The organism is Actinomadura sp. NAK00032, from assembly GCF_013364275.1.
Taxonomy (GTDB): Bacteria; Actinomycetota; Actinomycetes; order Streptosporangiales; family Streptosporangiaceae; genus Spirillospora.
Genome location: NZ_CP054932.1, coordinates 5,003,276 through 5,026,584, shown reverse-complemented (window position 1 = coordinate 5,026,584; position 23,309 = coordinate 5,003,276). Strand labels below are relative to the sequence as shown.

The 23,309-nt window shown below is 76.6% G+C and carries 25 protein-coding genes; 12 read left to right on the top strand and 13 right to left on the bottom strand.

Going from position 1 to position 23,309, the window contains the following annotated elements:
* Positions 1-25 precede the first annotated feature (25 nt).
* From HUT06_RS23400 to HUT06_RS23365, 8 genes are read left to right on the top strand one after another with little or no spacing between them, the layout of a single operon-like run.
* Positions 26-2,044, top strand: a complete 2,019-nt coding sequence (locus tag HUT06_RS23400; RefSeq protein ID WP_176197688.1) for a lycopene cyclase family protein — start codon at positions 26-28, stop codon at positions 2,042-2,044.
* Complete coding sequence (locus HUT06_RS23395) at positions 2,041-2,598, top strand: hypothetical protein (protein ID WP_176197687.1); 558 nt, start codon at positions 2,041-2,043, stop codon at positions 2,596-2,598. The genes HUT06_RS23400 and HUT06_RS23395 overlap by 4 nt, the downstream gene beginning before the upstream one ends.
* Positions 2,595-4,265, top strand: a complete 1,671-nt coding sequence (locus HUT06_RS23390) for an AMP-binding protein (RefSeq protein ID WP_176197686.1) — start codon at positions 2,595-2,597, stop codon at positions 4,263-4,265. Before HUT06_RS23395 ends, HUT06_RS23390 begins: the two co-directional genes overlap by 4 nt.
* Positions 4,262-5,470 carry an acyl-CoA dehydrogenase family protein gene (locus HUT06_RS23385; protein WP_217711409.1) on the top strand — a complete coding sequence of 403 codons (1,209 nt, stop codon included), beginning with the start codon at positions 4,262-4,264 and terminating at the stop codon, positions 5,468-5,470. The genes HUT06_RS23390 and HUT06_RS23385 overlap by 4 nt, the downstream gene beginning before the upstream one ends.
* Positions 5,467-6,615 carry an SDR family oxidoreductase gene (locus tag HUT06_RS23380; protein ID WP_176197685.1) on the top strand — a complete coding sequence of 383 codons (1,149 nt, stop codon included), beginning with the start codon at positions 5,467-5,469 and terminating at the stop codon, positions 6,613-6,615. The genes HUT06_RS23385 and HUT06_RS23380 overlap by 4 nt, the downstream gene beginning before the upstream one ends.
* Positions 6,612-7,571, top strand: coding sequence for an NAD(P)-dependent oxidoreductase (locus HUT06_RS23375; RefSeq protein ID WP_176197684.1), 960 nt, complete (start codon positions 6,612-6,614; stop codon positions 7,569-7,571). The genes HUT06_RS23380 and HUT06_RS23375 overlap by 4 nt, the downstream gene beginning before the upstream one ends.
* Entirely contained in the window at positions 7,568-9,067 is a 1,500-nt protein-coding gene (locus tag HUT06_RS23370; RefSeq protein WP_176197683.1) for a PEP-utilizing enzyme, read from the top strand. Before HUT06_RS23375 ends, HUT06_RS23370 begins: the two co-directional genes overlap by 4 nt.
* Complete coding sequence (locus HUT06_RS23365) at positions 9,042-9,305, top strand: acyl carrier protein (protein ID WP_176197682.1); 264 nt, start codon at positions 9,042-9,044, stop codon at positions 9,303-9,305. The genes HUT06_RS23370 and HUT06_RS23365 overlap by 26 nt, the downstream gene beginning before the upstream one ends.
* On the opposite strand, the gene HUT06_RS44690 is transcribed toward HUT06_RS23365, so the two are convergent.
* The 7 genes from HUT06_RS44690 to HUT06_RS23330 form a co-directional block, all read right to left on the bottom strand.
* Positions 9,286-10,272, bottom strand: a complete 987-nt coding sequence (locus HUT06_RS44690) for a PEP-utilizing enzyme (protein WP_176197681.1) — start codon at positions 10,270-10,272, stop codon at positions 9,286-9,288. The genes HUT06_RS23365 and HUT06_RS44690 overlap by 20 nt on opposite strands.
* Positions 10,269-12,398, bottom strand: a complete 2,130-nt coding sequence (locus HUT06_RS23355) for an MMPL family transporter (protein WP_176197680.1) — start codon at positions 12,396-12,398, stop codon at positions 10,269-10,271. Before HUT06_RS23355 ends, HUT06_RS44690 begins: the two co-directional genes overlap by 4 nt.
* Position 12,399: 1 nt before the next feature.
* A complete protein-coding gene (locus tag HUT06_RS23350; RefSeq protein ID WP_176197679.1) occupies positions 12,400-12,612 on the bottom strand; it encodes a hypothetical protein in 213 nt (70 codons plus the stop codon).
* Between the two features lie 90 nt (positions 12,613-12,702).
* Positions 12,703-13,377, bottom strand: coding sequence for a response regulator transcription factor (locus HUT06_RS23345; protein ID WP_176197678.1), 675 nt, complete (start codon positions 13,375-13,377; stop codon positions 12,703-12,705).
* Positions 13,374-14,510: a sensor histidine kinase gene (locus HUT06_RS23340; protein WP_176197677.1), complete on the bottom strand. Its 1,137-nt coding sequence runs from the start codon at positions 14,508-14,510 to the stop codon at positions 13,374-13,376. Before HUT06_RS23340 ends, HUT06_RS23345 begins: the two co-directional genes overlap by 4 nt.
* A gap of 120 nt (positions 14,511-14,630) precedes the next feature.
* The gene (locus HUT06_RS23335; RefSeq protein ID WP_176197676.1) at positions 14,631-15,293 is read right to left on the bottom strand and encodes a permease prefix domain 1-containing protein; all 663 of its coding nucleotides are present in this window, start codon (positions 15,291-15,293) and stop codon (positions 14,631-14,633) included.
* Positions 15,290-15,613, bottom strand: coding sequence for a PadR family transcriptional regulator (locus tag HUT06_RS23330; RefSeq protein WP_176197675.1), 324 nt, complete (start codon positions 15,611-15,613; stop codon positions 15,290-15,292). Before HUT06_RS23330 ends, HUT06_RS23335 begins: the two co-directional genes overlap by 4 nt.
* Before the next feature lie 86 nt (positions 15,614-15,699).
* Between HUT06_RS23330 and HUT06_RS23325 the strand changes: the two genes are divergently transcribed.
* On the top strand, positions 15,700-16,143 hold the full coding sequence (locus tag HUT06_RS23325) for a hypothetical protein (RefSeq protein WP_176197674.1): 444 nt from the start codon (positions 15,700-15,702) through the stop codon (positions 16,141-16,143).
* 22 nt (positions 16,144-16,165) lie between these two features.
* Here HUT06_RS23325 and HUT06_RS23320 read toward each other — a convergent pair whose 3' ends face one another.
* A complete protein-coding gene (locus HUT06_RS23320; RefSeq protein WP_217711408.1) occupies positions 16,166-16,621 on the bottom strand; it encodes a MarR family winged helix-turn-helix transcriptional regulator in 456 nt (151 codons plus the stop codon).
* Between the two features lie 83 nt (positions 16,622-16,704).
* On the opposite strand from HUT06_RS23320, the gene HUT06_RS23315 reads away from it, so the two are divergent.
* Positions 16,705-18,210, top strand: coding sequence for an MDR family MFS transporter (locus HUT06_RS23315; protein ID WP_176197673.1), 1,506 nt, complete (start codon positions 16,705-16,707; stop codon positions 18,208-18,210).
* On the opposite strand, the gene HUT06_RS23310 is transcribed toward HUT06_RS23315, so the two are convergent.
* Genes HUT06_RS23310 through HUT06_RS23300 form a run of 3 tightly spaced genes read right to left on the bottom strand, consistent with a single transcriptional unit; the run spans position 18,207 to position 20,504 of the window.
* Positions 18,207-18,875: a response regulator transcription factor gene (locus HUT06_RS23310; RefSeq protein ID WP_176197672.1), complete on the bottom strand. Its 669-nt coding sequence runs from the start codon at positions 18,873-18,875 to the stop codon at positions 18,207-18,209. The genes HUT06_RS23315 and HUT06_RS23310 overlap by 4 nt on opposite strands.
* Before the next feature lie 20 nt (positions 18,876-18,895).
* On the bottom strand, positions 18,896-19,324 hold the full coding sequence (locus HUT06_RS23305; protein WP_176197671.1) for a pyridoxamine 5'-phosphate oxidase family protein: 429 nt from the start codon (positions 19,322-19,324) through the stop codon (positions 18,896-18,898).
* Positions 19,305-20,504, bottom strand: coding sequence for a sensor histidine kinase (locus HUT06_RS23300; RefSeq protein ID WP_254715344.1), 1,200 nt, complete (start codon positions 20,502-20,504; stop codon positions 19,305-19,307). Before HUT06_RS23300 ends, HUT06_RS23305 begins: the two co-directional genes overlap by 20 nt.
* 145 nt (positions 20,505-20,649) lie before the next feature.
* Here HUT06_RS23300 and fdxA point away from each other — a divergent pair, with 145 nt between their 5' ends.
* Together fdxA and HUT06_RS23290 are read left to right on the top strand one after the other, a co-directional pair.
* Positions 20,650-20,973, top strand: a complete 324-nt coding sequence (gene fdxA / locus HUT06_RS23295; protein WP_176197669.1) for a ferredoxin — start codon at positions 20,650-20,652, stop codon at positions 20,971-20,973.
* Between the two features lies 1 nt (position 20,974).
* Positions 20,975-21,607: a metalloregulator ArsR/SmtB family transcription factor gene (locus tag HUT06_RS23290; RefSeq protein WP_138641398.1), complete on the top strand. Its 633-nt coding sequence runs from the start codon at positions 20,975-20,977 to the stop codon at positions 21,605-21,607.
* 36 nt (positions 21,608-21,643) lie between these two features.
* Here HUT06_RS23290 and HUT06_RS23285 read toward each other — a convergent pair whose 3' ends face one another.
* Positions 21,644-21,976, bottom strand: a complete 333-nt coding sequence (locus tag HUT06_RS23285; RefSeq protein ID WP_176197668.1) for a cupin domain-containing protein — start codon at positions 21,974-21,976, stop codon at positions 21,644-21,646.
* A 102-nt stretch (positions 21,977-22,078) separates the two neighbouring features.
* Positions 22,079-23,281: an Ig-like domain-containing protein gene (locus HUT06_RS23280; protein ID WP_176197667.1), complete on the bottom strand. Its 1,203-nt coding sequence runs from the start codon at positions 23,279-23,281 to the stop codon at positions 22,079-22,081.
* Positions 23,282-23,309: the final 28 nt, after the last annotated feature.

The following is a 23,309-nucleotide window of genomic DNA, read 5'->3' as shown; positions in this document are numbered from 1 at the left end:
GGTCGCCGACACACTGGAGATGCCTGTGACCGAGCCGGTCGATGTGCTGGTCGCCGGCGGCGGCCCCGCCGGGACCGCGGCCGCCGCCGCCCTCGCCCGCCGGGGCCTGCGGACGCTGCTGGTGGACGACCCGTCCGGGGGAACGGTCCACGACGTGCTCGTCAGCGGCCCGGCCCGGCACGCGCTGACGGCGCTCGGCGGCTGGGACGAGGCTTTCCCGCGTCCGGCCGGAGAGCTCGACCTGTGGTTCGGCGCCCGCACCCGGCGCGTGATCGACGACGCCGCGATGGCCGTGTGCGACCGCGCCGGGCTGCTGGCCGCGCTGCGCCGGGCCGCGACCGAGGCGGGCGCCGTGACGCTGGCCGGGCGCGTGGCGGATCTGCGCCGCGCGGACGGCGGCCACCGTGCCGTACTCGCCGACGGGACGGCCGTCACCGCCCGCCACGTCGTCCTCGCCACCGGCCCGGCGCCGGACGGCGCGTCCGGCGGAGCGGGGGCGCGGCTGCAGTGCGCGCAGCGGTTCACCGGTGCCGCGCCGGGCGGCCGGATCGTCCTCCAGCTGGTCACGCCCGCCGGCAACGACCCCAAGGCCCAGCCGTCCTGCGTCTGGGTGCTGCCCGGCTCCGGCGGCGGGTTCACGATCGGCGTCACCGGCGGCGGCCCGGACGCCGCGTCCCTGATGGCCGGGGCGGTCGCCGGGCTCGCCGAGGCCGACCCGCGGTTCGCCGGGGCGCGCCCGGACGGCCCGCTGTCGTGGGGCCCGGTCGACAGCGGCTTCGCCCCCGAGCGCGCGGCCGAGGACGGCCGCCTGGCGGTCGGCGACGCCGCCGGCCTCGTCAACCCGTTCACCGGCGAGGGGCTCAGCTACGCGGTGCAGAGCGGCCTGCTCGCCGCCGAGTCCATCGCCCGCCACCCCGGCGACCCCGGGAAGGCGGCGCGCTCCTACCGCGCGGCGCTCACCCGCGCGTTCGTCGGCTACTTCGAGACGGCCCGGCACGCGGCCCGCCGGTACCACCTCGCCTGGCGGGTGCTCGCCGCGACCGCCGAGAGCGACCACCCGTTCTTCGGCAAGGGCCGCCGCGCCGTGCTGCTGCCCGAGGGCATCGCGGGCGTGACCGCCGCCGAGCCCCTCGACCCGGGCCCGCGCGAGTCACTGGTGCTGCGGCCGTTCCTCGCGGGCTGCGACGAGGTGTCGGTCGCGGCGGTGCGGGGCGAGTGGCCGTTCATCGCGCGGATGCTCATCACCGGAGCCGGCCCCACCCACCGCCGCCTGCGGCCGGCGGCGCTGCTGTGCGCCGGCCTCATGAGCACCGGTGCCCACCCCGACATCGGGCACGCCCCGACCGGCTCGGCGATCGAGCTGGCCTCGCTCGGCGGGCTGGCCTTCCTCGGCCCGGCGGCGCCCGCGCTGCCCGGCGGGCGCGGCGTCGACTGGGCGTCGGCCACCACCGTCCTCGCCGGGGACTTCCTCCTGGCCCAGGCGTGCACGCTGGTCGCCGAGCACGCGCCCGGCCTGTCGTGGTCGTTCTCGGACTGGCTCGCGGAGCTGACGGTGCTGCGGGCCCGGTACCTGGACGGGGCGCCGGGCACCTCGGCCACCGACGTGTTCGCGGCGATGTTCGAGTACCCGCTGCGGGCCGGCGCGCTGCTGGCGGACGCCCCCTCCGCGACCGTCGCCCCGCTCCGCGAGTTCGGGCGGCACTGCGGCCGGGTCTTCGTGCACGCCGAGGACGTCCTGGCCGTGCGCGGCCTGCGCACCCGCCTGGACACCTCGCTGGAGGCGATGCTCGACGGCCGGGTCTCGGCCCTGCCCGACCTGCTCGGCGCGCCCGGCCTCACCGCCGGCGCGGTGGCCGCCGACCCGCGGCTGCGCGGCGAGGCGCTCGCCGTCGCGGTCGCCGCCTGCCGCGAGGAACTGGACCTCGCGCGCAAGGCCGCGGCCGAGGTGGCGGAGGAGATGCCCGCGCGCATCCTGCGCGGCTTCGCCGAGGCGATGGCCGCGCCCGCCCTGGACGTGCCCGCCCCGGCCGGGGCGCGGTCATGACGGACGCGTTCGCGGTGCTGCACGCGCTGTGCGTCAAGGGCATGGCCGGGACGGCGCAGCTGAGCCTGATGACCGGCAGGCCCGAGTCCGCCGTCCTGCCGGCGGCGCGGAACCTCGCCGGCGCGGGCGCCGCGGTCTTCGTCGCCGCCCGCGAGGTGTGGCGGGTCACGGAACAGGGCCGGTCGCGGCACGCCGCGGAGGTGCGCGCGGACCTCACCCCGGACGCCGCCGCGACGCTGCGCGCCTGCCACGACCGGTTCGTCCCGCTCGACCACCGCGTCAAGGAGCTGTGCACCCGCTGGCAGCGCGGGGAGGCCGCCGAGGCGGACGTCCGGGCGGAACTGGCGGACCTGCACCGGAGCCTGCTCGCCGTGGCGGTGTACATGGCCGGCGCACGAGGCCGGTACGCGGGGTACGCGCGCCGCCTCACCGCCGCCCGCGACCGCTTCGAGTCGGGCGACGCCGGGGCGCTCACGGGCGTCCTTTGCGACTCCTACCACGAGGTCTGGATGGAACTGCACCGCGACCTGCGGCTCACCCTGGACCTGCCGTGACCGCCGGGCTCCTGGACTGGCTCGACGCGCCGTCGGAGTCCGCCGGCCTGCGCTTCCTCGCCGAGGACGGGACGTGGGAGGCCCTCTCGTACGCGGCGCTGGCCGGGCACGTCCGCGCCACCGCCCGCGACCTGCGCGACCGGGGGCTCACCACGGGGCAGACCGCGGTCGTCCTGCGCCGGACCGGGCCCGGGTTCGCCGCCGCGTTCTTCGGGATCCTCGCCGCGGGCGGCACCCCCGCGCCGCTCGCGCCGCCCGCCGCACTCGGCGCCGCCCGCCGGTGGCGCGCCCATGCCGCCCACGTGATCGCCGAGTCCGGCGCGAACCTGGTGCTCGCCGACCCGGACCTGGCCGGGGCCGCGGCCGCGGTCGCCGGGCCGGGACGCGCCGTCCTGGCGCCCGCGAGCGCCGCCGACGCCCCGCGTGGATCATGGCCACCGGCCGAGACGGCCCTCCTGCAGTTCACCTCCGGATCGCGCGGCAGGGCACGCGGCGTCCGGGTGAGCCGGGGCAACCTGGAGGCCAACATCGCGATGATCGGGCGGCGCTGGGCCGGCCGGGCCGCCGGGACCGGCGTGCCGTGGCTGCCGCTGCACCACGACCTCGGGCTGGTCTTCGGCCTGCTCACCCCGGTCGTGCGGGGCGAGCCGGTCGCGCTGATGCGGCCCGAGCAGTTCGTCCAGCGGCCGCTGCGCTGGCTGCGCGAGCACCACGCCCGGCCGGGCATGGTCATGCTGATGCCGAACTTCGGCCTGGAGTACGTCGTGCGGCGCGTCCGGCCCGAGCAGGTCGCCGGGCTCGACCTGTCCGGGGTCGAGGCGGTCGTCACCGGCGCCGAGCGGGTGCGCCTGGACACCGCCGCCGCGTTCCTGGACCTGCTGGGCCCCTGCGGCCTGCGGCCGTCGGCGCTGCGCCCCGCCTACGGGCTGGCGGAGGCGACGCTCGGCGTCACCTGCGCGCCGCTGGGCCGCGCCGCGCCGGCCGTCGCGGTCGCCCCCGGCCCCCTCCGGATGGGGGAGCCGCTCCCGCTGCTCGGCGCGGCGGAGGTCTCCCGGCGCGCGCCGGCCGGCCCCGGCGTCTGGCACGTCGGCTGCGGGACGCCGCTGGACGGGCTCACCGTGCGGATCGCCGACGACGCCGGCCGCCGCGTCCCGGACGGGAGCCTCGGCGAGATCACCGTGGCCGGCCCCTCGGTGGCGCTGGGCCACACCAGCGCGCAGGAGGACCCCGCCACCCGGTTCGAGGACGGCGTGCTGTTCACCGGCGACGCGGGCTTCATGACCGGCGGCGAGCTCTACGTCGTCGGCCGCATCGGCGACAGCCTCCAGGTGCGGGGCCGCAACGTGTACGTGGAGGAGCTGGAGGCGGCCCTGGCCGAGGAGGGCCTGCTGGCCCGGCGGCGGACCGCGGTGCTCGCCGGGTACCTGGACGACGACCCCGTGGTGTGCGTGCTCACCACCGCACCGTCCGCGGAGGGCGTCGTCGCGTGCCTCGCCCCGCTCGTGGGCCCCGACGTGGCCGTGCGCGTCGTGCGGGTGCGGGCCGCCGCGATCGAGCTGACCTCCAGCGGCAAGCCGCGCCGCCGCTCGATGTGGCGGAGGCTCCTCGCGGGCGAGATCGACGGCCCGCTGCTGTCCTCGTCCGAGCCCGCGGGGGCCGGGCGGTGACCGGGCCGCTCTACGCGGCCGGCCTCACCGGCCCGCACGTGGACGCCTTCCGGGACCGCGTGCGCGCCGCGGTCCGGGACGAGATCATGCCGCTGACGCCCGCGGCGGAGGAGGCGGGCGCGTTCCCCCGCGCGGCGCTGGCCGCGCTGGGCCGCGCCGGGCTCGTCCGGGAGCGCTGGACGCCGCTCCCGGGCGGCGATCCCGGCCGCGCCGCGATCCTCGCGGAGGAACTGGCGCGGGCGGGCGGGGTCGGCATCGGGGTCGGCGTCGTCGTGGAGACCGTGGCCGCGGCCCTGGCCCGCTACGGCCGGTCCGACCTGCTCGCCCGCACGCTGGAGGGCGTCCTCGCCGGCGACCTGGTCGGCTGCTTCGGCGCCTCCGAGCCCGCCGGCGGCTCGGACATCAACGGCATCGGCACCGCGGCCGTCCGGGACGGTGCGGGCTGGCGCGTGCGCGGCGAGAAGAAGTACCTGTCGCTCGGCCGCGCCGCCGACTTCGCCCTGGTCCTGTGCCGGACGGGTGGCTCGGGGCTCGCCGCGCTCAGCCTGGTCCGGGTCCCCGCCGAGGGCCTGCGCGAGGTGAGGCGGCTCGCCACGCTGGGCGCCGCGTCGCTGGAGACCACATGGACGGCGATCGACGCGTGGGTGCCCGACGAGGCGGTGCTGGGCCGCCCCGGACTCGGCCTGACCGCGGCGACCTGGGCGCTGAGCCACGAGCGGATGGCCGTCGCGGCGCACGCGGCCGGCGTCTGCGGGCTGGCGATCGGGCTGGCCTGCGCCCACCTGCACCGGCGCCGCCAGTTCGGCCGCCCGCTGATCGAGCACCAGGCGCTCCGGCTGCGGCTGGCGCGGCTCCAGGCCGAGCTGGTCGCGTTGCGCTCGGGCGTGCACGGCGCCGCCGCCACCGCGTTCCAGCCGGGCGGTGCCGGGGCGCGGGAGGCGGCCGCGCTGAAGGTCACCGCCGTCCGGCTCGCCGAGCGGACCGTCACCGAGTGCATGCACCTGTTCGGCGGGATGGGCTACCTGGAGGACGAGACCCCCATGGCACGGATGTGGCGCGACGTCAGGATCGGCCGGGTCGGCGGCGGGACCGACGAGATGATGTGGGAGATGGTGGCGGCCGGGCTCGTCCCCGACTTCGCCGCCTACGACGCCACCGTCGGGGACGCCTCCGTCGGGGACGCCTCCGTTGGGGACGGGGCGTGAGGCTGCTGGTGGCGGGCGCCACCGGCCAGCTCGGCGCCGGCCTGCTGGAGACGGCGGGGGAGGCGGGCTGCACCGTGGTCCCGCTCCTGCGCGTCCCGGCGCGGGGCCGCCGCGCGGGACGGCTCCAGGCGCCCGACCCGGCGGTGGCGGGCGAGCCCGTGCACGGCGACGTCCGGTCGCCCCGCTGGGGCCTGGACGACGCGGCGGTGCGGCGGCTCGCCGCCGAGGCCGACGCCGTCGTCAACCTGGCCGGCGAGACCGACTGGGCGGGCCGCGCCGCCGACCTCCACACCACCCACGTGCTGGGCGCCGAGCACGGGTACCTGCTGGCGCGCGAGCTCGCCGCGCTGTCCGGCCGCCGCGTCCCCTACCTGTACGCCGGGTCGGCCTACGCGGTCGGCGGCGCCGTCGGGGAGATCGCCGAGCTGCCCTACCGGCGGCGCGCCGACCGGACCGTCTACGAGCAGGCCAAGTGGCTCGCGGAGCGGCGGCTGGCCGAACTCGCGGCCGAGGACGCGCCGCTGCTGGTCCTGCGGCTGTGCGCGCTGGTCGGCAGCGCCGCGACGGGCCGGACGCTGCGCCGCAACTCCCTCTACATGCTCGCGGACCGGTGGGACGACCTGCCCGGCGGGATCCTGCCCGCCATGCCCGCCGCCCGGGTGGACGCGCTGCCCAGGGACGTGGCCGCGCGGGCGCTGCTGCGCGCGGTCCGCCGCCTCGCCGGCGCGCCGGACGCGGGGCGGCCGGGCACGGGCCCGCCGGACGCCGGGCCGCTGATCTGCCATCTCGGCCTCGGCGAGGCGGCGCCCAGCGTGCGCGGCCTGCTCGACGCGGCGTTCACCGCCGACCCCGAGCGGTTCCGCCGCCCGCCGCGCGTCGTCTCCGTGACGGCCCGGCAGCTCGTCTGGACCAGCCAGAACGCCCACCGCTTCCTCCCGCTGGCGCCGGCGGCGCGCAACGCGCTGATCGGGCTGCGCTACGTCGGCCTGGACCGCGTGTTCGCCCGCCCCCGGCTGGCGGCGCTGCTCGGCGGGGAGTTGCCCGCCGCCGACCCCGGCCTGCTGGCCGGGCTGCTGTTCGGCGCGCCGCCGCGCCGCCTGGACACCCCGGACGCGGGCGGTTCGATGGCGCGGTTCCCCGGATGAAGGTCCTGGTCGTCGGCGCCTCCGGCTACCTGGGCGGTGCGGTGTGCGCGCGCCTGGAGCGGGCCGGGCACGAGGTGATCGGCCTCAGCCGCTCCGGCGGCGGGCCCGCGCGGCGCGCCCTGCGGGGCGACGCGACCCGCCCGTCCCTCGCGCTGCGGGGCGACGCGCTCGACGAGGTCAGGGCCGAGGCGACCCACATCGTGACCGCCTTCGGCAGCGTCGACTGGGACGCCGGGCCGGCCGACGCCCTGGACCTGCACGCCGCCGGGGTCCGCAACGTCCTCGCGCTGGCGCGCGGCTGCGAGCGGTTCGCCGGCCTCGTCCACGTCTCGTCCCTCCTCGCGCTCGGACGGGCCTCCGGCCGGGTGGGGAACCGCGAACTGTACGTCGGCCAGAGCTTCCGGAACTGGTACGAGTACGGGAAGTACGTCGCCGAGGGCCTCGTGCGGGCGGCGCGCGACGTGCCGTCCACGAACGTGCGGTTCGGCCCGCTGCTGGGCGTCCCCGCCTCGCCGGGTGCCCTGTCGGCGCGGCACGGGCTGCTCGCCGCCGTCCGGCCGCTGCTCCAGGGGTACCCCGTCCACCTGCGCGGGGGTGGGGAGTTCCCGTGCTACGCGGGCGAGGTGGCGGGCGCGGCCGAGGTCGTCGCGCGCGCGGTCGAGGCGCCCGCCACGGGAGCGACCTGGACCTGGTTCGACCCGGACGGCCCGACACTGGCGGACGTGCTGCGGGCGGTGTGCCGCCCCCTCGGGCGCGTCCCGCGCATCGTCGACAGCGCGGCCATGGGGCGCCTGCAGCGCGCGCTCGCGTCCCGCGCCGGGGTGCCGCCGGCCCTGCTCGGCTACTGCGAGCCGTGGTTCGACCTGGACCCGGCCGTCCTGGACGCCGTCCCCGGCGGCGCGCCGCGCTGCACGACCGGATACCTGGAGGCGACGGGCCGGGAGGTCTTCGCGTGACCGCTCACTTCCCGCCGATCGACACCGACCCGCACCCGTCCCTCCCCGTCTACAGCGCCGGGAACTTCGGCGAGGTCGCGCCGGACCGGATCTCACCGGTGTCCTGGTCGCTGGTCGGCACGCCCATGGAGCGCGCGACCCGGCGCCTCGCCGCGCGCTGCTTCGGGGAGCGCCCCTGGGCGCAGGGCGGCCACTACGTGTTCCTCGGCTACTTCGCGTGCAAGCCGTACCACAACCTGTCCGCCTACACGCGGCTGGCGAGCCGGCTGCCCCTGGTCACCCCGGAGGACGTCACCGCCGCCTACTTCGAGGGAACCCGCCCGCCGAGGCTCGGCCGGGCGCGCGAGGGCGCCCTCCGCCAGGCCGCCGCGCTGCCCCGGCTGATCCGCGAGCTGACCCGGCTCGGCCCCGAGCTGCGGCGGCTGGAGGAGGAGACCGCCGACCTGGAGCTGCTCGCCCGCACCGCCGTGTCGCTGGGCGGCGAGGCGGGCCTGGTCGAGGTCCTGACGCGCGCGGCCCCTGTCCTGGACGACGCCTGGGACGCCCACATCGTCGCCACCACCGGGCTCGTGCCGCTGGGCGTCGTGCAGCGGCGGGTGAACGGGCTGATCGTCCCGCACGCCGAGGCCGTCACGCCGTGGCTGAACCGCCCCGCGGAACTGGTGTGGGAGCGGCTGCACGCCTTCACCGGCGACCTCGCGCCGGGCGAGTTCCTCGGCACGTCCTTCTACGAGGTGGCCGAGGACCGGGAGCCGTGGTCCCGGTTCGGCGCCCGGCGCCGGGCCGAGCCCGCCGCGGACCGCCCCGGCACCGACCCCGTCGTCGACCCGGCCGAGGCGGCGCTCGGCATGCTGGGGCCGGGCCGGCGCCGCCTGGCCGGAGCCCTCGCCCGGGTCATGGCGGAGACGATGGCCTCACGGGAGCATTCGAAGTCGCTGGTCATGCGGGTGCTGCACGTCCACCGCAGGGTCCTGCCGGAGCTGGCCCGGCACTGGCCGCTCGACGACGCGGACTGGCCGTACCTCACCATCGAGGAGCTCCGCCGCCTGCACCGCGCGCCCGGCCTCGCCGGCCGCGCGGCCGAACGCGCGGCGGCCTGCGCCGCGGCGGTGGACGCGCCCATGCCCGAACGCCTCGACTTCTCCGGCGGCGGGCGGCGGGGCCGGGACGCGGCCCCGGCGGCGGGCAGCGGCGTGTCGCCCGGCCGCGTGACGGGCGTGGTGGTGCGCCCGCCCGCCGACGAGATCCCGGCCGGCCGCCCCGCCATCCTGGTGTGCGAGTCGGCGGACGCCGACGCCGCCCCGCTGCTCGGGCTGGTCGGCGGGGTCGTCACCGGGCGCGGCAGCGCGATGTCCCACATCGCCATCCTGGCCCGGGAGCACCGGGTCCCGGCCGTGGTCGGCCACCCGGGCGCCGCCGCGCTGCGCCCCGGCGACGTGATCACCATCGACGGCACGACGGGAGAGGTCCATGCCGAAACGGCCTTCACCGGATGAGTTCCTCACCGTCCTGGAGGACGCCTACGAGGCCGCCAAGCGGATCCGGCGCAGCATCCGCATGGAGGACGACATCGCGCGGGGCCTCGGGATCGACTCCCTCGACGCGATGGAGCTGCTCCTCGTCCTGGAGCAGACCTACGGCGCGGCGCTGATCGACGCGCCCGCGATCGCCGACGTGGAGACCGTGGGCGACCTGTACGACCTCCTCGTCCTGCTCACCGGCCCGTCACCCTGACCGCGCCGCGGGTCCCGTCGACCTCGGCGCGCATCCCGGTGCGCAGCCGGTCGAGGGCGTCCGCGACGCCGGTGACGCACGGGACCCCCAGCTCGCGGGCGACGATCGCGGCGTGGCACAGGCTCCCGCCGGAGGTGGTGACCACGGCGGCCGCCTCCGCCATGAGCGGCACCCACTCCGGGTCGGTGCCGGCGATCACCAGCACCGACCCGGGCCGCCACGACGGATCGGCCGGACCGGACGCGCACACCACCGTCCCCTCCGCGACGCCCGGAGCCGCGGGGACGCCGGTGAGCGGCCCGCCACCGGGGGCCGGGGCCGGCACCGGCCGGGTGACCGGCCTGTACTGCACCCACGTCAGGCCCGAGTCGAGCACGGCGAACTCCAGGTCGGCCACGGTGTCCAGCGCCCGCTGCACGCCGAGGCAGGCCCGCCCGGCCGGCCCGGCGCCGCTTCCGGAGGTGCACTCCTCGGCGGTGCACTCCTCGGCGGCGCCGGACGCCCACTCCAGCCGGCCCGACTCCAGGTCCCGCCCGATCCACACCCCGGACTCCCGCGGCGGCTCGTACCGCTGGAGCACGACCGCGACCTCGACGTCCCGGACGGCGAGGCCCGCCCTCGCCTGGTAGGCCCGGACGCGCTCGCCGGCCCCCGACCGCGCGACCCGGGCGATGGCCGCCGGGAGCCCGCCGAAGCCGACGCCCAGCTCGGTGCGGAACAGCCCGGCGAAGGAGTGGACCGGATCGTCCTCGACGGAGGCGGAGCTGCGGACGGCCCACAGGCCGGGCCCGGCGAGCCCGCTCAGATCCGCCGCGCCCGGACCGGCGGTGCCCGGACCGGCGGGCAGCACCCAGGTCGCGGGGACGCGGAACCCGTGGCGCCGCAGCACGGCGAGCCCGCGCGCCTTGCCGCCCACCGCCGCCCGCGCGTCCTCGGGATCCACGTCGCGGAGCATGATCGGCTTCACGGAGCGGACGATACGCCCTCGCGGTGGCCGAGGTCCTCCGCCGGGCGCTCCAGGGCGACCCGGGGCAGGCGCCTCGCCAGCGGAGCCGGGAGCCACCAGGCGTGCCGGCCGAGGAGCTGCATCACGGCCGGGACGATCAGGCAGCGGATGACCACCGCGTCCAGCAGGACGGCGACCGCGAGGCCGAGGCCGAACTGCTGGAGCATGCGGTCCGGGCTCAGGATGAACGCCGCGAACACGACGATCATGATGGCGGCGGCGGCCGTGATGACCCCGCCGGTGGCGGCCAGGCCCTCCCGGACGGCGTGCGACGGGTCCCGCGTGCGCTCCCACTCCTCGTGGATCCGGGAGACCAGGAAGACCTCGTAGTCCATGGAGAGGCCGAACACGATCGCGAAGATCATCACGGGGATGAACGCCTCGATGGGGCCGCTCTGCGCGCCGAACCGGCCGTCCTGGAACACCAGCGTGATCGCGCCGAGCGCGGCGGCGATGGACAGCAGGTTCAGCAGCGCCGCCTTGACCGGGATCAGGACCGAGCGGAACACCACCATCAGCAGCAGCGCCGACATGCCGACGACGATCGCGACGAACAGCGGCATCCGCGCGGACACGGCGTCCGAGAAGTCCTGGGTCGCGGCGGTCGGGCCGCCGACCAGGTACTCGGTGCCGGTCCGGGCCGACAGGCCGGGCAGCACGTCCTCGCGCAGGTCGTGGACGAGCGCGGTGGTCGCCGCGTCCTGCGGCGCGGTCGCCGGGTAGGCGATGACGGCGGACACCGCGCCGTCGCGGGACGGGATCGGCGGCGTCGCCGCGGCGATGCCCTCGGTCTCGGCCAGCGCCGTGCGCAGCGGCCCCGCGTCGCCCTTGGCGACCACGATGAGCGGGCCGTTGAAACCGGGCCCGAAGCCCTCGGCCAGCAGGTCGTACGCCTGGCGGCTCGTGGTGGACGGGGCGTCGTTGCCCGCGTCGGCGAAGCCGAGGCGCATGCCGAGGGCCGGGGCCGACAGGGCGAGCAGCGCCAGCACGGCGGCCAGCAGGGCCGGGACGGGCCGGCGCTGGACGGCCGAGGCCAGCCGGTGCCAGCGGTCCGCGCCGGGCCGGGCCTTCGCCGCCCGCTTGCGGACGTGCCGCTCGATGCGGCCGCCGAAGACGCCGAGCAGCGCGGGCAGCAGCGTCAGCGACGCGGCCATGGTGACCAGCACGGTCAGCGCCACGGCGAGCGCCACGCCCTGCAGCGAGCCGAGCCCGAGCGCGATGAGGCCGAGCAGCGCGATGATCACGGTGCAGCCGGCGAAGAAGACGGTGCGCCCGGCGGCGTCCAGGGCCCGGCGGGTCGCGGTGGCCGGATCGGCGCCGCCGCGCAGCTCCTGCCGGTACCGGTAGAAGATCAGCAGCGCGTAGTCGACGCCGACGCCGAGGCCGATCAGCATCATGATCGGCGGCGTGAAGTCGGCGACGGTGAACGCGTGCGAGGCCAGCGCGATCAGCCCGACCGCGCCGCCCACCGCGAACAGCGCGGTGACCAGGGGGAGCGCGGCGGCGACGAGGGAGCCGAACAGCAGCACCAGGATGACCAGGGCGGCCAGCATCCCGGCGCCCTCGGCGCCGCCGCCCCCGCCCTCCTCGGCGCCGCGCACGGGGTCGCCGCCGAGCTCCACGCGCAGCCCGTCCCCGGACGCCGCCCGCGCCGTTTCGATGATCTTCGTGACGTGGTCCTTCGGGACGTCCTGCGCGGACGCGTCGAGGGTGACGGTGGCGTAGCCGATGGTGCCCTGCTCCGACACCGTCAGGTCCCCGACACCGGCGACGGAGGGCAGGCCCCGCACCCGGTCGAGCATCCGCCCGATGTCCCGGCGGTCGGCGGCCAGCCCGCCGCCGTCCCGCGCGACGATCTGGACGGTCGCGCCGGCCTGCTGGGAGCCGTGCTCGGCCATCAGGTCGGCCGCGGCCTGCGAATCGGTGCCGGGCAGCGAGAAGTCGTTGTGGTAGGCGCTGCCGGCGGCCTGCGAGCCCACCGTGATCGCCGCGACCACGGCGGCCCACAGCAGGAGGGCGGCCCAGCGGTGCCGCTGCGACCACGCGGCCAGGCGGCCGAAGCGGCCGGAGGGAACGGGGACGGTCACGTCAACCTCGGTTCATGCGGCGGGCGCCGACGACGGCGCCGGCGGCGGCGGACAGGATCGGCACGACGACGAAGGCGGCCAGCAGGACGGGCGTGCCGTCCACGTCGAGCGTGCGGTCAAGGACGAAGGTGAAGAACGCGCCCACGGTCTCGGTCAGCAGGAAGCCCGCGGCCCCGCCGCAGACCAGCCCGATGAGGGCGCCCGGAATGCTCATGCCCCCAGCGTCGGGAACAGGCGCCCCCGGCGGCATCGGCCGGGAGGCCGCACCCGGCCCACCCCGGAAGTTGCGGGCGCGGCGGCGCGGCTACCTCCCGGGTCGCATCCAGCGGGGGCTGACCATGCCCGACTCGTAGGCCATCACGACCAGCTGCGCCCGGTCGCGCGCCCCGGCCTTCGCCATGATGCGGCTGACGTGCGACTTGACGGTGGCGGTGCTGAGCACGAGCCGCCCGGCGATCTCGTCGTTGCTGTGCCCGGCGGCGACGAGCAGCATGACCTCGCGCTCGCGGCCGGTGAGCGAGCGCAGCCGGGGGCCCGGCTCGGGGGCGTCGGCCCGCCCGGCGAACTCGCCGATCAGCCGCCGGGTGACCGACGGGGTGATCAGCGCGTCGCCGCGCGCCGCGACCCGCACCGCGTGGATCATCTCGGCCGGCTCGGTGTCCTTCAACAGGAAGCCGGTGGCGCCCGCGCGCAGCGCGCCGTACACGTACTCGTCCAGGTCGAACGTGGTGAGGATGACGACGTGCACCCCGTCCAGCCGCGGATCGCCGGTGATCTTCCGGGCGGCCTCCAGACCGTCCATCCGGGGCATCCGCACGTCCAGCAGTGCCACGTCGGGGCGCAGCGCGCGGCAGGCGGCGACGGCCTGCTCGCCGTCCGCGGCCTCGCCGGTCACGGTGATGTCGTCCTCGTCGTCGAGGATGGAGCGGAACCCGGCCCGCACCAGGCCCTGGTCGTCGGCGAGCAGCACCTCGATCACCGGCCGGACGCTCCGTTCTCGTACGGCAGCCGGGCCCGCACGACGAAGCCGCCGCCCGGTCCGGGGCCGGCGGTCAGCTCGCCGCCGAGGGCGCGGGCCCGCTCCCGCATGCCGTCCACCCCGCTGCCCGCCGCGCCCGCGACCGCCGCCCGGCCGGTGCCGCCGTCGGCGACCTCGACGCGCAGTTCGCCGGTCCCGCGCTCGACGCTGACGGCGACCTCCGCGCCGGGGGCGTGCCGCGAGGCGTTGGTGAGCGACTCCTGGACGATCCGGTAGGCGGCCAGCCCGACCTCCGTGGGCGGGTCGGCGGCGCCGGAGACGCTGCTGCGCACGGTGAGCCCCGCCGCCCGCGCGGACTCGACCAGCTCGCCGATGCGGTCCAGGCCCGGCGCGGGCGCGGTCGGCGCCTCCTCGTCGGCCTGCCGCAGCACGCCGAGCGTCGCGCGCAGGTCGCGCAGGGCCTCACGGCTCGACTGCTTGATGGCGGCGAGGGCGGCCTCGCCCTGCGCCGGGTCCCGGTGGAAGCGGTGCAGCGACGTCCCGGCCTGGACGTTGATGAGCGACAGGTGGTGCCCGACGACGTCGTGCACCTCGCGGGCGATGCGCAGCCGCTCCTCGGTCGCGGCCTGCCGCTCGGCCTCGCGCAGGAACGCGAGGCGGCTGTGCCGGACCCAGCCCAGCGCGACCATCGCCACCACCCATCCGGTCAGCATGAACACGGCGACGCCGTTGACGTCCTCGTTGCCGAGCAGCGTCCCGGTGCCGGTGGCGATCACGGTGAGCGCCGCCAGCACCACGGCCGCCTCGACCCGGCCCTGCGCCGCGACCAGGTACAGCGCCACGATCACCGCGATCATCAGACCGCCGTCGTGGACGCTGGTGACGTAGTACACGCCGGTCGAGACGAGGACGGACGCGGCCACGGCCACCGGGAACCGGCGGGCGAAGTACAGCGCCCCGCAGGTGAGCAGGATCAGCGCCCAGCCGGCCGCCGTGCGCGCCCACGGCTCCCGCCAGGCGTCGCCGATCACCGAGTTCAGGCTGCTGACCGACACCACCGCCAGCACGCCGCCGGCGAGGGCGGCGTCGCGGAGCCGGCCGCGCGGCGGGCGAGGACTGCGCCGACCACCCATGCGAGCACCCTAACCGGGCCGCCGCCCCGGCCCCGTCCGACCCGCGGCCGAAGCCGCTCGCGCCTGCCCGCGACCAGGGGTGCAGCCGCCCGCCGCCGGCATGCGACCGGAGGATGAGTCCTAGCCGGACGGGACGAGCCGGGCGCATTCGCGGCAGGTGCGGGACGCGGTCGCGACGACGGCGTGCGAGGCCGCCGCGAAGGCGCCGGACAGCAGCATCAGCGGCCAGTCCGAGGCGAGCACGGCGGCGGCGACCAGGGCGAGCGCGCCGACGGCCATCGCCACGGCGGCGGCCGTGCCCGCCCACGCCACCGCCAGCGGCAGCCGGGGAGGGGGCGGGAGCCGGCGGGCGACCGGGCCGGTGGCCGCGAGCGCGGCGGCGGCGAGCAGCCCGGCGACGGCGGCGACGCAGCCCAGGTGGACGGCCAGCAGCCGCAGCGGCCAGCCGCCGCCGGGACCGGACGCCCAGATCAGCGGCCAGCAGCCGGCGAGGAACGGCACGGCCAGCGCGGCGGCCCGCGCCGTGCGCCGCACCTGCGCGATCGTCAGTTCCCGCTGGCAGCCGGGGGCCAGTTCCGCCGCGGTGCCGAACTCGCGCACGGCCCGGCGGACGGCGTGCCCGTAGGGGACGCCTTCGGCGGCGTGGGCGGTGACGGTGTCGGCGAACCCGTCGCGGATCTCCTCGACCATCCGCGCCTTGGCGCGCGCCGGTCCGCGCAGGGCGCCCGCCAGCGCGGCGGCGTACTCCTCGACCGGGTCGTCCCCGGTGTCCCGGGCGCTCATGTCGCCGGGTTCAGGACGGAGCCGATGGCGGTCGTGAACTCCCGCCAGGCCGTCCGCTCGTCGGCGAGGGCGCGCCGGCCCGCGTCGGTCAGCTCGTAGCTGCGGCGGCGCCGCCCGCCGCCGGAGTCCCAGCCGCTGCGCAGCAGCCCGAGCCGCTCCATCCGCTGGAGCGTCGGGTAGATCGTGCCGGTGCGCAGCTCCAGCCGGCCGCCGCTGCGCCGCTGCACCGCGGTGATGATCGCGTAGCCGTGCAGGGGGCCCGCTTCCAGCACGGCCAGCAGCAGCCCGTCCAGATGCCCGCGTACCGCGTCCGCCTTCATGAGTAGGCAGCCTACACAACGGACGTGTAGGCATGGTACGTATTGACAGCCAACATATTGGGTGCCAACACATTGGAGGCGGACGCATGACCGAGGTGCTGCTGACCGTGCACGTCCTGGCCGCGATCCTGGCGATCGGGCCGATCACCGTCGCCGCGTCGGTGTTCCCCCGCCAGGTCCGGGCCGCGGCCCCCGGCGACGGGACGGCGGCGTTCCTGCACCGCGTCTGCCGGGGCTACGGGCTCGTGGGGCTCGCCGTCCCGGTCTTCGGGTTCGCCACGGGCGCGCAGCTCGGCGTGCTCACCGACGCGTGGCTGATCGCGTCGGTCGTCCTCACGGCGGTCGCCGCGGGCGTCCTCGCGCTGGCGATCCTGCCCGGGCAGCGGCGGCTGCTCGGCCTGCCCCCGCAGGCGGCCGGCCGGGACGCGGCGGCGGCCCGGCTCACCGCGTACACCGGCACGTTCAACGTGCTGTGGGCGGTGGTCGTCGTGCTGATGATCGTCCGCCCGGGCTCGGCGACCGGGGGGTGAGCGCGGGCCGCGGCTCCGGCGGTCAGTCGTCGTAGCCGTGGACGAAGCGGGCCAGGAGGCGGGCGAACTCGGCGCGCTCGGCGTCCGTCCAGTCGCCCATGGCCTTGGCGAAGTGCTCCTGGCGGGTCTGCCGGGTGGCCTCGACGACCCGCCGGCCGGCGGAGGTGAGCTCGAGGTGGATGCGGCGGCCGTCCTCCTGGGAGGCGACGCGCCGCACGAAGCCGGACTTGACCGCCTCGGCGACGATGCGGCTGCCGCGCGAGGCGTCCACGCCCAGGCGGGCGGCGACCAGGCCGACGCTCATCTCCTGGCCGGGGTCGTCGGGGCCCTCGTCGATCACGTCCACGACGTGCAGGACCTGCACGTCCACGGGGAGGTTGTGCTCGCGGACCGCGGCCTTGCCGAGCCGCTGCCGCGACATGCCCCGGCGCAGCCTGACCATGCTCCGCTCGACCGAGTCGAGTGCCTCCTCGCCCATGCCCGCCAGTCTAGTTGGCTTGCGCGGCTCAACCATGTGCTCTTAGCATTCAATTGCCCAACGCATATGAATGTGAGGTGCACATGGTTGCGACGACCGCGCCGATGTCCCACCGGCACCGGCTCGTGGTGTTCGGCGGGCTGCTGCTCGGCGGGCTGATGTCCTCGCTGGACGCGACGGTGCTCGGCACCGCGCTGCCGGCGATCGTCGGGGACCTCGGCGGGCTCGACCGGATCGCCTGGGTGTCCACGGCGTACGTGCTGGCCACCAGCGTCACCGTCCCGCTGTCGGGGCGCCTCGGCGACCTGTTCGGGCGCCGGACGGTCCTGCTGACCGGGCTCCTCGGCTTCCTCGCCGGGTCGGCGGCCTGCGGGGCGGCGCCGAGCATGACCTGGCTGATCGTGTTCCGGGCGGTGCAGGGCGCCGCCGCGGGCTGCCTGATGAGCTCGATGTTCGCGCTCACCGGCGACCTGTTCGAACCGCGCGAGCGCGCCAGGTACCAGGGCTACTCGGCGGTCAACTTCGCGGTGTCGAGCATCGCGGGGCCGCTGATCGGCGGCTTCCTCGCCGACCACGCCTCGTGGCGGTGGGTGTTCTACCTCAACCTACCCCTCGGCATCGCCGCCACGGCCACCACCGTGCTGTTCCTGCGGCTGCCCCGGCCCGAGGGCAGGCCGCGCGTCGACTACCCCGGCATCGTGCTGCTCGGCGCGGCCGTCACCTGCTTCACCCTGTTCACGAGCTGGGCCGGAACGCGGTACGCGTGGGACTCGCCGGCCGTCCTCGCGCTGGCGGCGGGCTCCGCCGCGCTGTTCGCCGGGTGGGTGCTCGCCGAGCGGCGGGCCGCCGAGCCGATCATCCCGCCGCGGCTGTTCCGCGACCGGTCGTTCGCCGTCGCCTGCGTCGTCGCCGCCGTCGGCGGCGCCACCGGCTTCGGGCTCGCCGTCTACCTGCCGATGTTCTTCCAGGTCGTCGGGGGAGTGGGCGCCACCCGCTCGGGGCTGCTGCTGCTGCCGATGATGGCCGCGCTGCCGGCCGCGTCCGTGGCCGCGGGCCGCTACGTCCACCGGACCGGCCGCTACCACCGCCTTCCGGCGGCGAGCATGGCGATCAGCGGGGCGGGCATCGCGCTGCTGGCCACGATGGACGCCGGGACCGGACTGCTCACCGCCGGCTGCTACATGGCCGTCCTCGGCTTCGGGGCCGGGCTGTCGCAGCAGGTCGTGATGCTGATCGCGCAGAACGCGGCGCCGCGCCGCGACCTGGGCGCGGCCGGCTCCGGGGTGTTCGCCACCCGGATGCTCGGCACCGCCGCCGGGATGGCGGTCTTCGGCGCGATCGTGGCGAACCGGTTCGCCGAGGAGGTCGTGCGGCGCGTCCCGGACGGGCGGGTCCCCGCGTTCGCCGACGCCGTCCGCCCCGAGGTCCTGGCCACCCTCCCCGAACCCGTGCGGGACGGCGTCGCCGCCGCGTTCGCCGACGCGTTCTCGGCGCTCTTCGTCACCGCGCTGCCCGTCGTCGCGGTGGGGCTGGCGGCGGCGCTGCTGCTGCGGCACGTCCCGCTGGTGCCGCGCGGCCCCGGCCGCTAGTCGTCGTCGAGGGCGGCGTCGTGGACGAGGAGCGCGATCTGCACCCGGTTGTTCAGGTCGAGCTTGGTCAGCAGCCGCGACACGTACGCCTTCACGGTCGCGACGCTGAGCGACAGGTCGGCGCCGATCTCGCCGTTGGTCCGGCCCCGCCCGACGAGCGAGGCCACGGCCCGCTCGCCGTCGGTGAGCCGGGCCAGCAGCTCGCGGGCGCGGTCGCGGCGCGGGTCGCCGCCGCGCTCGGCGACGTAGGACATCATCTTGCGCAGCACCGCCGGCGACATCATCGGCTCGCCCGCCGCGACCTGCCGGATCGCGCGGACGATCTCCGGCGGCGGGGTGTGCTTGAGCAGGAAGCCGCTCGCGCCGGCCCGCATCGCCCGCAGGATGTGGTCGTCGGTGTCGAACGTCGTCAGCACGATGACCTCGGGCGGCTCGCGCCGCGAGCGCAGCAGCCCGGTCGCCGCGAGCCCGTCCACCCGCGGCATCCGGATGTCCATCAGGACGACGTCGGGCCGGTGCTCGTTGACGGCGGAGACGACCTCGGCGCCGTCGGCGACGTCCGCGACCACCTCGATCCCGGCGGCGTTCGCCAGCATCATCGACAGGCCGGCGCGGACGAGCGCGTCGTCGTCGACGATCAGCACCCGGACGGGAGGGGAGTCCATCCGATCACCCTACGGGCCGGTCAGGGCCGGGACAGCCGGCGGCCGCTGACCTCGTGCGCCGCCAGCCGGAACCACTCGTCGCGGTCGCCGCCCGGCCACGGCCGCACCTGCGCCACGTCCGCCCGCTCCTGCTCGGTCAGGTGGTGGGTGCCGCCGCGCAGCAGCACGCTCCACCCGACGTGGTCGGTCTCGTCGAACCGGTCGACCTGGAACGCCGCCCGGACCTCCCCGCCCACCACCGAGGTCAGCAGGCTGCGGTTCATCCGGCCGGACGACGACGTCCGGAAGATCACGGCGTCGCCGTCCAGGGCGTAGTTCACCGGGATCACCGTGGGGCCCTCGCCGTCGTCGAACGCGACCCGGCCGATGGTGCCGCCGTCGATGAGCCGCAGGCACTCGGCGCGGTCGAGTTCTTCCAGCACGGGCCGGTCAGTGGAGTTGGCTGCCATGCACCTCGTCCTTCCCGCCGGCCTCGCCGGCATGCGCGGTTCCGAGCGGCAGCCGGGCCCGCAGCCGGAACCGCCCGTCGCCGGTGCGGCCGTGCTCCAGCGTCCCGCCGAGCAGCGCCACCCGCTCGCCGAGGCCGACGAGCCCGGCCCCGGCGCCCGGCAGCGCCGCCGCGGGCGGCCAGGGCGGCAGCCCGTTGACGATCTCGATGTCCAGGTCGCCGCCCGCCGCGAGGACGACCCGGACGTCCGCGCCCGGCGCGTGCTTGCGCGCGTTGGTCAGCCCCTCCTGGACGATCCGGTAGGCGTGCCGCCCGACCCGGTCGGGGACCGAGCCCGGATCGAGGACGCCGTCCTCCAGCACGACGCGGGCGCCGGCCCGCCGCGACTCCCGGACGAGCCCCGCCACGTCGGCGAGCGTCGGCTGCGGCCGGTCGGACTCGGCGCCGGCCGTGTCGTCGCGCAGCACGCCGATCACCTCCCGCAGGTCCTCCATCGCCTCGTAGGCGCTCCGGCGGATGACCCCGGCGGCCTCGCGCTGGTCGGCGGGCGCGTCCGGGCGGTACTCCAGCGCCCCCGCGTGCACGGCCAGCAGCGAGATGCGGTGCGCGAGGACGTCGTGCATCTCCCGGGCGATCCGCTCGCGCTCCAGCAGCCGGGCCTCCTCCACCCGCAGCCGCTGCTCGGTCTCGGCGGACCCGGCCCGCTCCTTCAGCGACGCGATGAGCTGCCGCTGCGACCGGACGAGCATCCCCGTCGTGACCAGCACCCCGTACAGGAGCCCGAAGACCACGCTGCCCTCGCGGGCCTCCGGCGCGGTCGACAGCGCCCAGAACAGCCCGAGGATCAGCGCCAGGTTCACGCCGGCGACCGGCAGCGCGATCCGCCAGGGCCGCAGCATCGCCAGAGAGTACATCGCGACCGCGCCCGTGCCGAGCGCCGCCGTCGCCGTCCACTGCGCGAAGACCATCGTCACCGCGACCGCCACGGGGTGGCGGCGCCGGAACAGCAGGAGGAACACGCAGGTGACCGCGCCGATCAGCAGATCCCGGGGAACCGAGATCGTCTCGCCGGCGGGGAGGTCGTCGACGGTCCCCTGGAGCAGCACCCAGCCGAGCAGGAGGGCGGCGCCCGCCGCGCCGAGGTCACCGAGCCAGTCGCGCCACGGTCGTCCAAGGTCCACGTGTCCCACGGTAGCCACGCCGCCCGGGTGCGAACGCGGCCGCAGGTCGACGGCGGGACCGACTTTGGTAGCCCCGGCCGTTGCCTTATTATTTACATGTAGGATTGTGAGAAATAGGGAGTCGGACGGAGACGAGGAGCGCGCCATGACCTATGTGATCGCCGAACCGTGCGTCGACGTCAAGGACCGGGCGTGCGTGGACGAGTGTCCGGTCGACTGCATCTACGAGGGACGGCGCGCCCTCTACATCCACCCGGACGAATGCGTCGACTGCGGCGCGTGCGAACCGGTGTGCCCGGTCGAGGCCATCTACTACGAGGACGACCTCCCGGACCGCTGGAAGGACTACACCGGGGCCAACGCCGAGTTCTTCGACGACCTCGGCTCGCCCGGCGGCGCGAGCAAGCTCGGCGCGCTCGACCGCGACCATCCGCTGATCGCCGCGCTGCCGCCGGCGGAGGAGGGCTGAGATGACCGCCGAACGCTCCCGCCGCCAGGAGGTGCTGGACATCCTGCGCGACGCCGGGGCCGCGCTGGGCGTCGCCGAGGTCGCCGAGCGGCTCGGCGTCCACGCCAACACCGCGCGCTTCCACCTGGACGCCCTGACCGCCGAGGGGACCGTCGAGCGCACCGCCGAGCAGCCCTCCGGCCCCGGCCGCCCCCGCACCGTCTACGCCCCGCGCCCCGGCATGGACCGCGGCGGCGCCCGCGGCTACCGGCTGCTCGCCCAGATCCTGCTCAGCCGGCTCGCCGCGGAGGGGCCCACCGCCCGCGAGAGCGCCGCGCGGGCGGGCCGCGAGTGGGGCCGCTACCTGGTCGACCGGCCGCCGCCGTTCCAGCGGCTGAGCGCCGCGGAGGCGACCGACCGGCTCACCGCCCTGCTGGACGACCTGGACTTCGCCCCCCGCCCGGGCGGCGACCTCATCCGGCTGCGGCACTGCCCGTTCCTGGAGCTCGCCGAGGAGTACGGGCCGCTGGTCTGCGACGTCCACCTCGGCCTCATGCAGGGCGCGCTGAAGGAACTGGACGCGCCGGTCGAGGCCGACCGGCTGGAGCCCTTCGCCGAACCCGGCGCCTGCCTCGCGCACCTGCGCCGCGAGTGACCCCGGACGGGGCGGCGAGCGGAGGGCCGGGGCGGCTCAGCCCACCTTGGCGACGGTGAGCAGCACCGCCGCGTCCTCCAGGGCCTCCAGGCTGTGCCGCGCGTCCGGGACGATCAGCAGGTCGCCGGACATCCCGTCCCACGCGTGGTCCCCGGCCAGCAGCCGGACCCGCCCGTGCAGGACGAGGATGGTCGCCTCGCCGGGGTTCTCGTGCTCCGACAGGGTGGTGCCCGCCGTCAGGGCCACCAGCGTCTGGCGCAGGACGTGCTCATGACCGCCGTAGACGGTGTCCGCGCTGCGCCCGGTCGAGCCGGCCGCGGCCCGCTTCAGATGGTCACGTACCTGTGCGTCCAACGAGAGCTTCTGCATGGCCCCGAGTCTGCCCCGTGATCGCGCGCGCACACGAGGCGCCGGGCACACGAGACGCACCGCACACGGGACGCGGGCACATGAGCCACTGAGCACGCGTGGTCAGGTGAGGGGGAGACCCGTCACCGGCTTGCCGGTCGCGCTGCCCGCCAGCCAGCCGTCCCAGTCCTTCGCCCACGGCGTCGGGCCGTTGCCGAACTGCAGCTGCCGGGACGTGCCGGTCACCTTCACGATGTCGCCCCGGTTCGTGAAGTCGTAGAACCACTTGGCGTCGGACGGGGAGGCGTTCACGCACCCGTGGCTGACGTTGTCGTTGCCCTGCGCGTCGGTCGACCACGGCGCCGAGTGGACGAACGTCCCGCTGTAGGTGAGGCGGACGTTCCACTTCGTCGGGATCCGGTACTCGCCGGGGTCGCCGGTGGTCGCCGAGTCCATGACGATGTCGGCGGCCTTCTCCTGCGCGATCATCGTGCCGCTGTAGCTGTCGTGGCCCGGCTTGCCGAGGCTGACCTTCATCGTGCGGACGGTCCGGCCGCCGTCGGTCACCGTCGCCTTGTGCTTCTTGGCGTCGATCGTCGTGACGTGCCGCGCGCCCACCGTGAAACTGGCGCTGCGGTCCTTCGTCCCGTAGACGCCGTCGCCGACCTTCAGCCCCGCCAGGTGCGCGATGACCTTCACCTTCTGCCCGGACGGCCAGTACTCGCGGGGCCGGAAGTCGACCTCCTTGTCACTGATCCAGTACCAGGCGCCCTCGACCGGCTTGGACATCCGGACCTCGAGGGCCTTCTCGACCGCGACCTTCCCCGCCTTGGAGCTCACCGGCCGGGACAGCAGCAGCTGCACCGGCATGCCGACGCCGACGGTCTCGCCGTCCAGCGGCGACATGCCCGACGTCAGCTTCTTGCGCGGTGTCAGCGTCGTGAACGTCGACGTCGCGGTGACGGGCTTGCCGCCCTCGCCGGCGCCCGTCGCGGTGACCGTGTACGTCGTGGACGGCCGCAGCGTCCACGACGACTTCCACGACTTGCCGTCCGCGGCGAGCCTGCCCTCGGCCTTGGCGTTCTTCTCGCCGTAGGTGAGGGTGACGCTGGTGAGCCTGCCGTTGTCGGCGGTGACGGTGACGGGCCGGTCGGGCGCCGCCTGCCGCGTGCCGGTGGCGGGCGTGATCGCCAGCTTCACCGCGTCCGCGTCCTCGCCGCCGCCGTCCCCGCCCTTGCCGCCGCCACCGGACGAGCAGCCGGCGACGGCGACGAGCACCGCCCCGGCGACCGCCGCGATCGCCGTTCCGGACCGACCCTTGCGCACCTGAGAACTCCTCACGCTCGCCTGCCGT

Bases quoted from the DNA above. Each gene is read 5' to 3' on its own strand.
- HUT06_RS23330 (WP_176197675.1), bottom strand. From the start codon at position 15,613: ATGAAGGCGGACGCGGTACGCGGGCATCTGGACGGGCTGCTGCTGGCC.
- HUT06_RS23305 (WP_176197671.1), bottom strand. From the start codon at position 19,324: ATGGCAGCCAACTCCACTGACCGGCCCGTGCTGGAAGAACTCGACCGC.
- HUT06_RS23350 (WP_176197679.1), bottom strand. From the start codon at position 12,612: ATGAGCATTCCGGGCGCCCTCATCGGGCTGGTCTGCGGCGGGGCCGCG.
- HUT06_RS23290 (WP_138641398.1), top strand. From the start codon at position 20,975: ATGACCGCCGAACGCTCCCGCCGCCAGGAGGTGCTGGACATCCTGCGC.
- HUT06_RS23285 (WP_176197668.1), bottom strand. From the start codon at position 21,976: ATGCAGAAGCTCTCGTTGGACGCACAGGTACGTGACCATCTGAAGCGG.
- HUT06_RS23375 (WP_176197684.1), top strand. From the start codon at position 6,612: ATGAAGGTCCTGGTCGTCGGCGCCTCCGGCTACCTGGGCGGTGCGGTG.
- HUT06_RS23310 (WP_176197672.1), bottom strand. From the start codon at position 18,875: ATGGACTCCCCTCCCGTCCGGGTGCTGATCGTCGACGACGACGCGCTC.
- HUT06_RS23395 (WP_176197687.1), top strand. From the start codon at position 2,041: ATGACGGACGCGTTCGCGGTGCTGCACGCGCTGTGCGTCAAGGGCATG.
- HUT06_RS23325 (WP_176197674.1), top strand. From the start codon at position 15,700: ATGACCGAGGTGCTGCTGACCGTGCACGTCCTGGCCGCGATCCTGGCG.
- HUT06_RS23315 (WP_176197673.1), top strand. From the start codon at position 16,705: ATGGTTGCGACGACCGCGCCGATGTCCCACCGGCACCGGCTCGTGGTG.
- HUT06_RS23340 (WP_176197677.1), bottom strand. From the start codon at position 14,510: ATGGGTGGTCGGCGCAGTCCTCGCCCGCCGCGCGGCCGGCTCCGCGAC.
- HUT06_RS23365 (WP_176197682.1), top strand. From the start codon at position 9,042: ATGCCGAAACGGCCTTCACCGGATGAGTTCCTCACCGTCCTGGAGGAC.
- fdxA (WP_176197669.1), top strand. From the start codon at position 20,650: ATGACCTATGTGATCGCCGAACCGTGCGTCGACGTCAAGGACCGGGCG.
- HUT06_RS23320 (WP_217711408.1), bottom strand. From the start codon at position 16,621: ATGGGCGAGGAGGCACTCGACTCGGTCGAGCGGAGCATGGTCAGGCTG.
- HUT06_RS23335 (WP_176197676.1), bottom strand. From the start codon at position 15,293: ATGAGCGCCCGGGACACCGGGGACGACCCGGTCGAGGAGTACGCCGCC.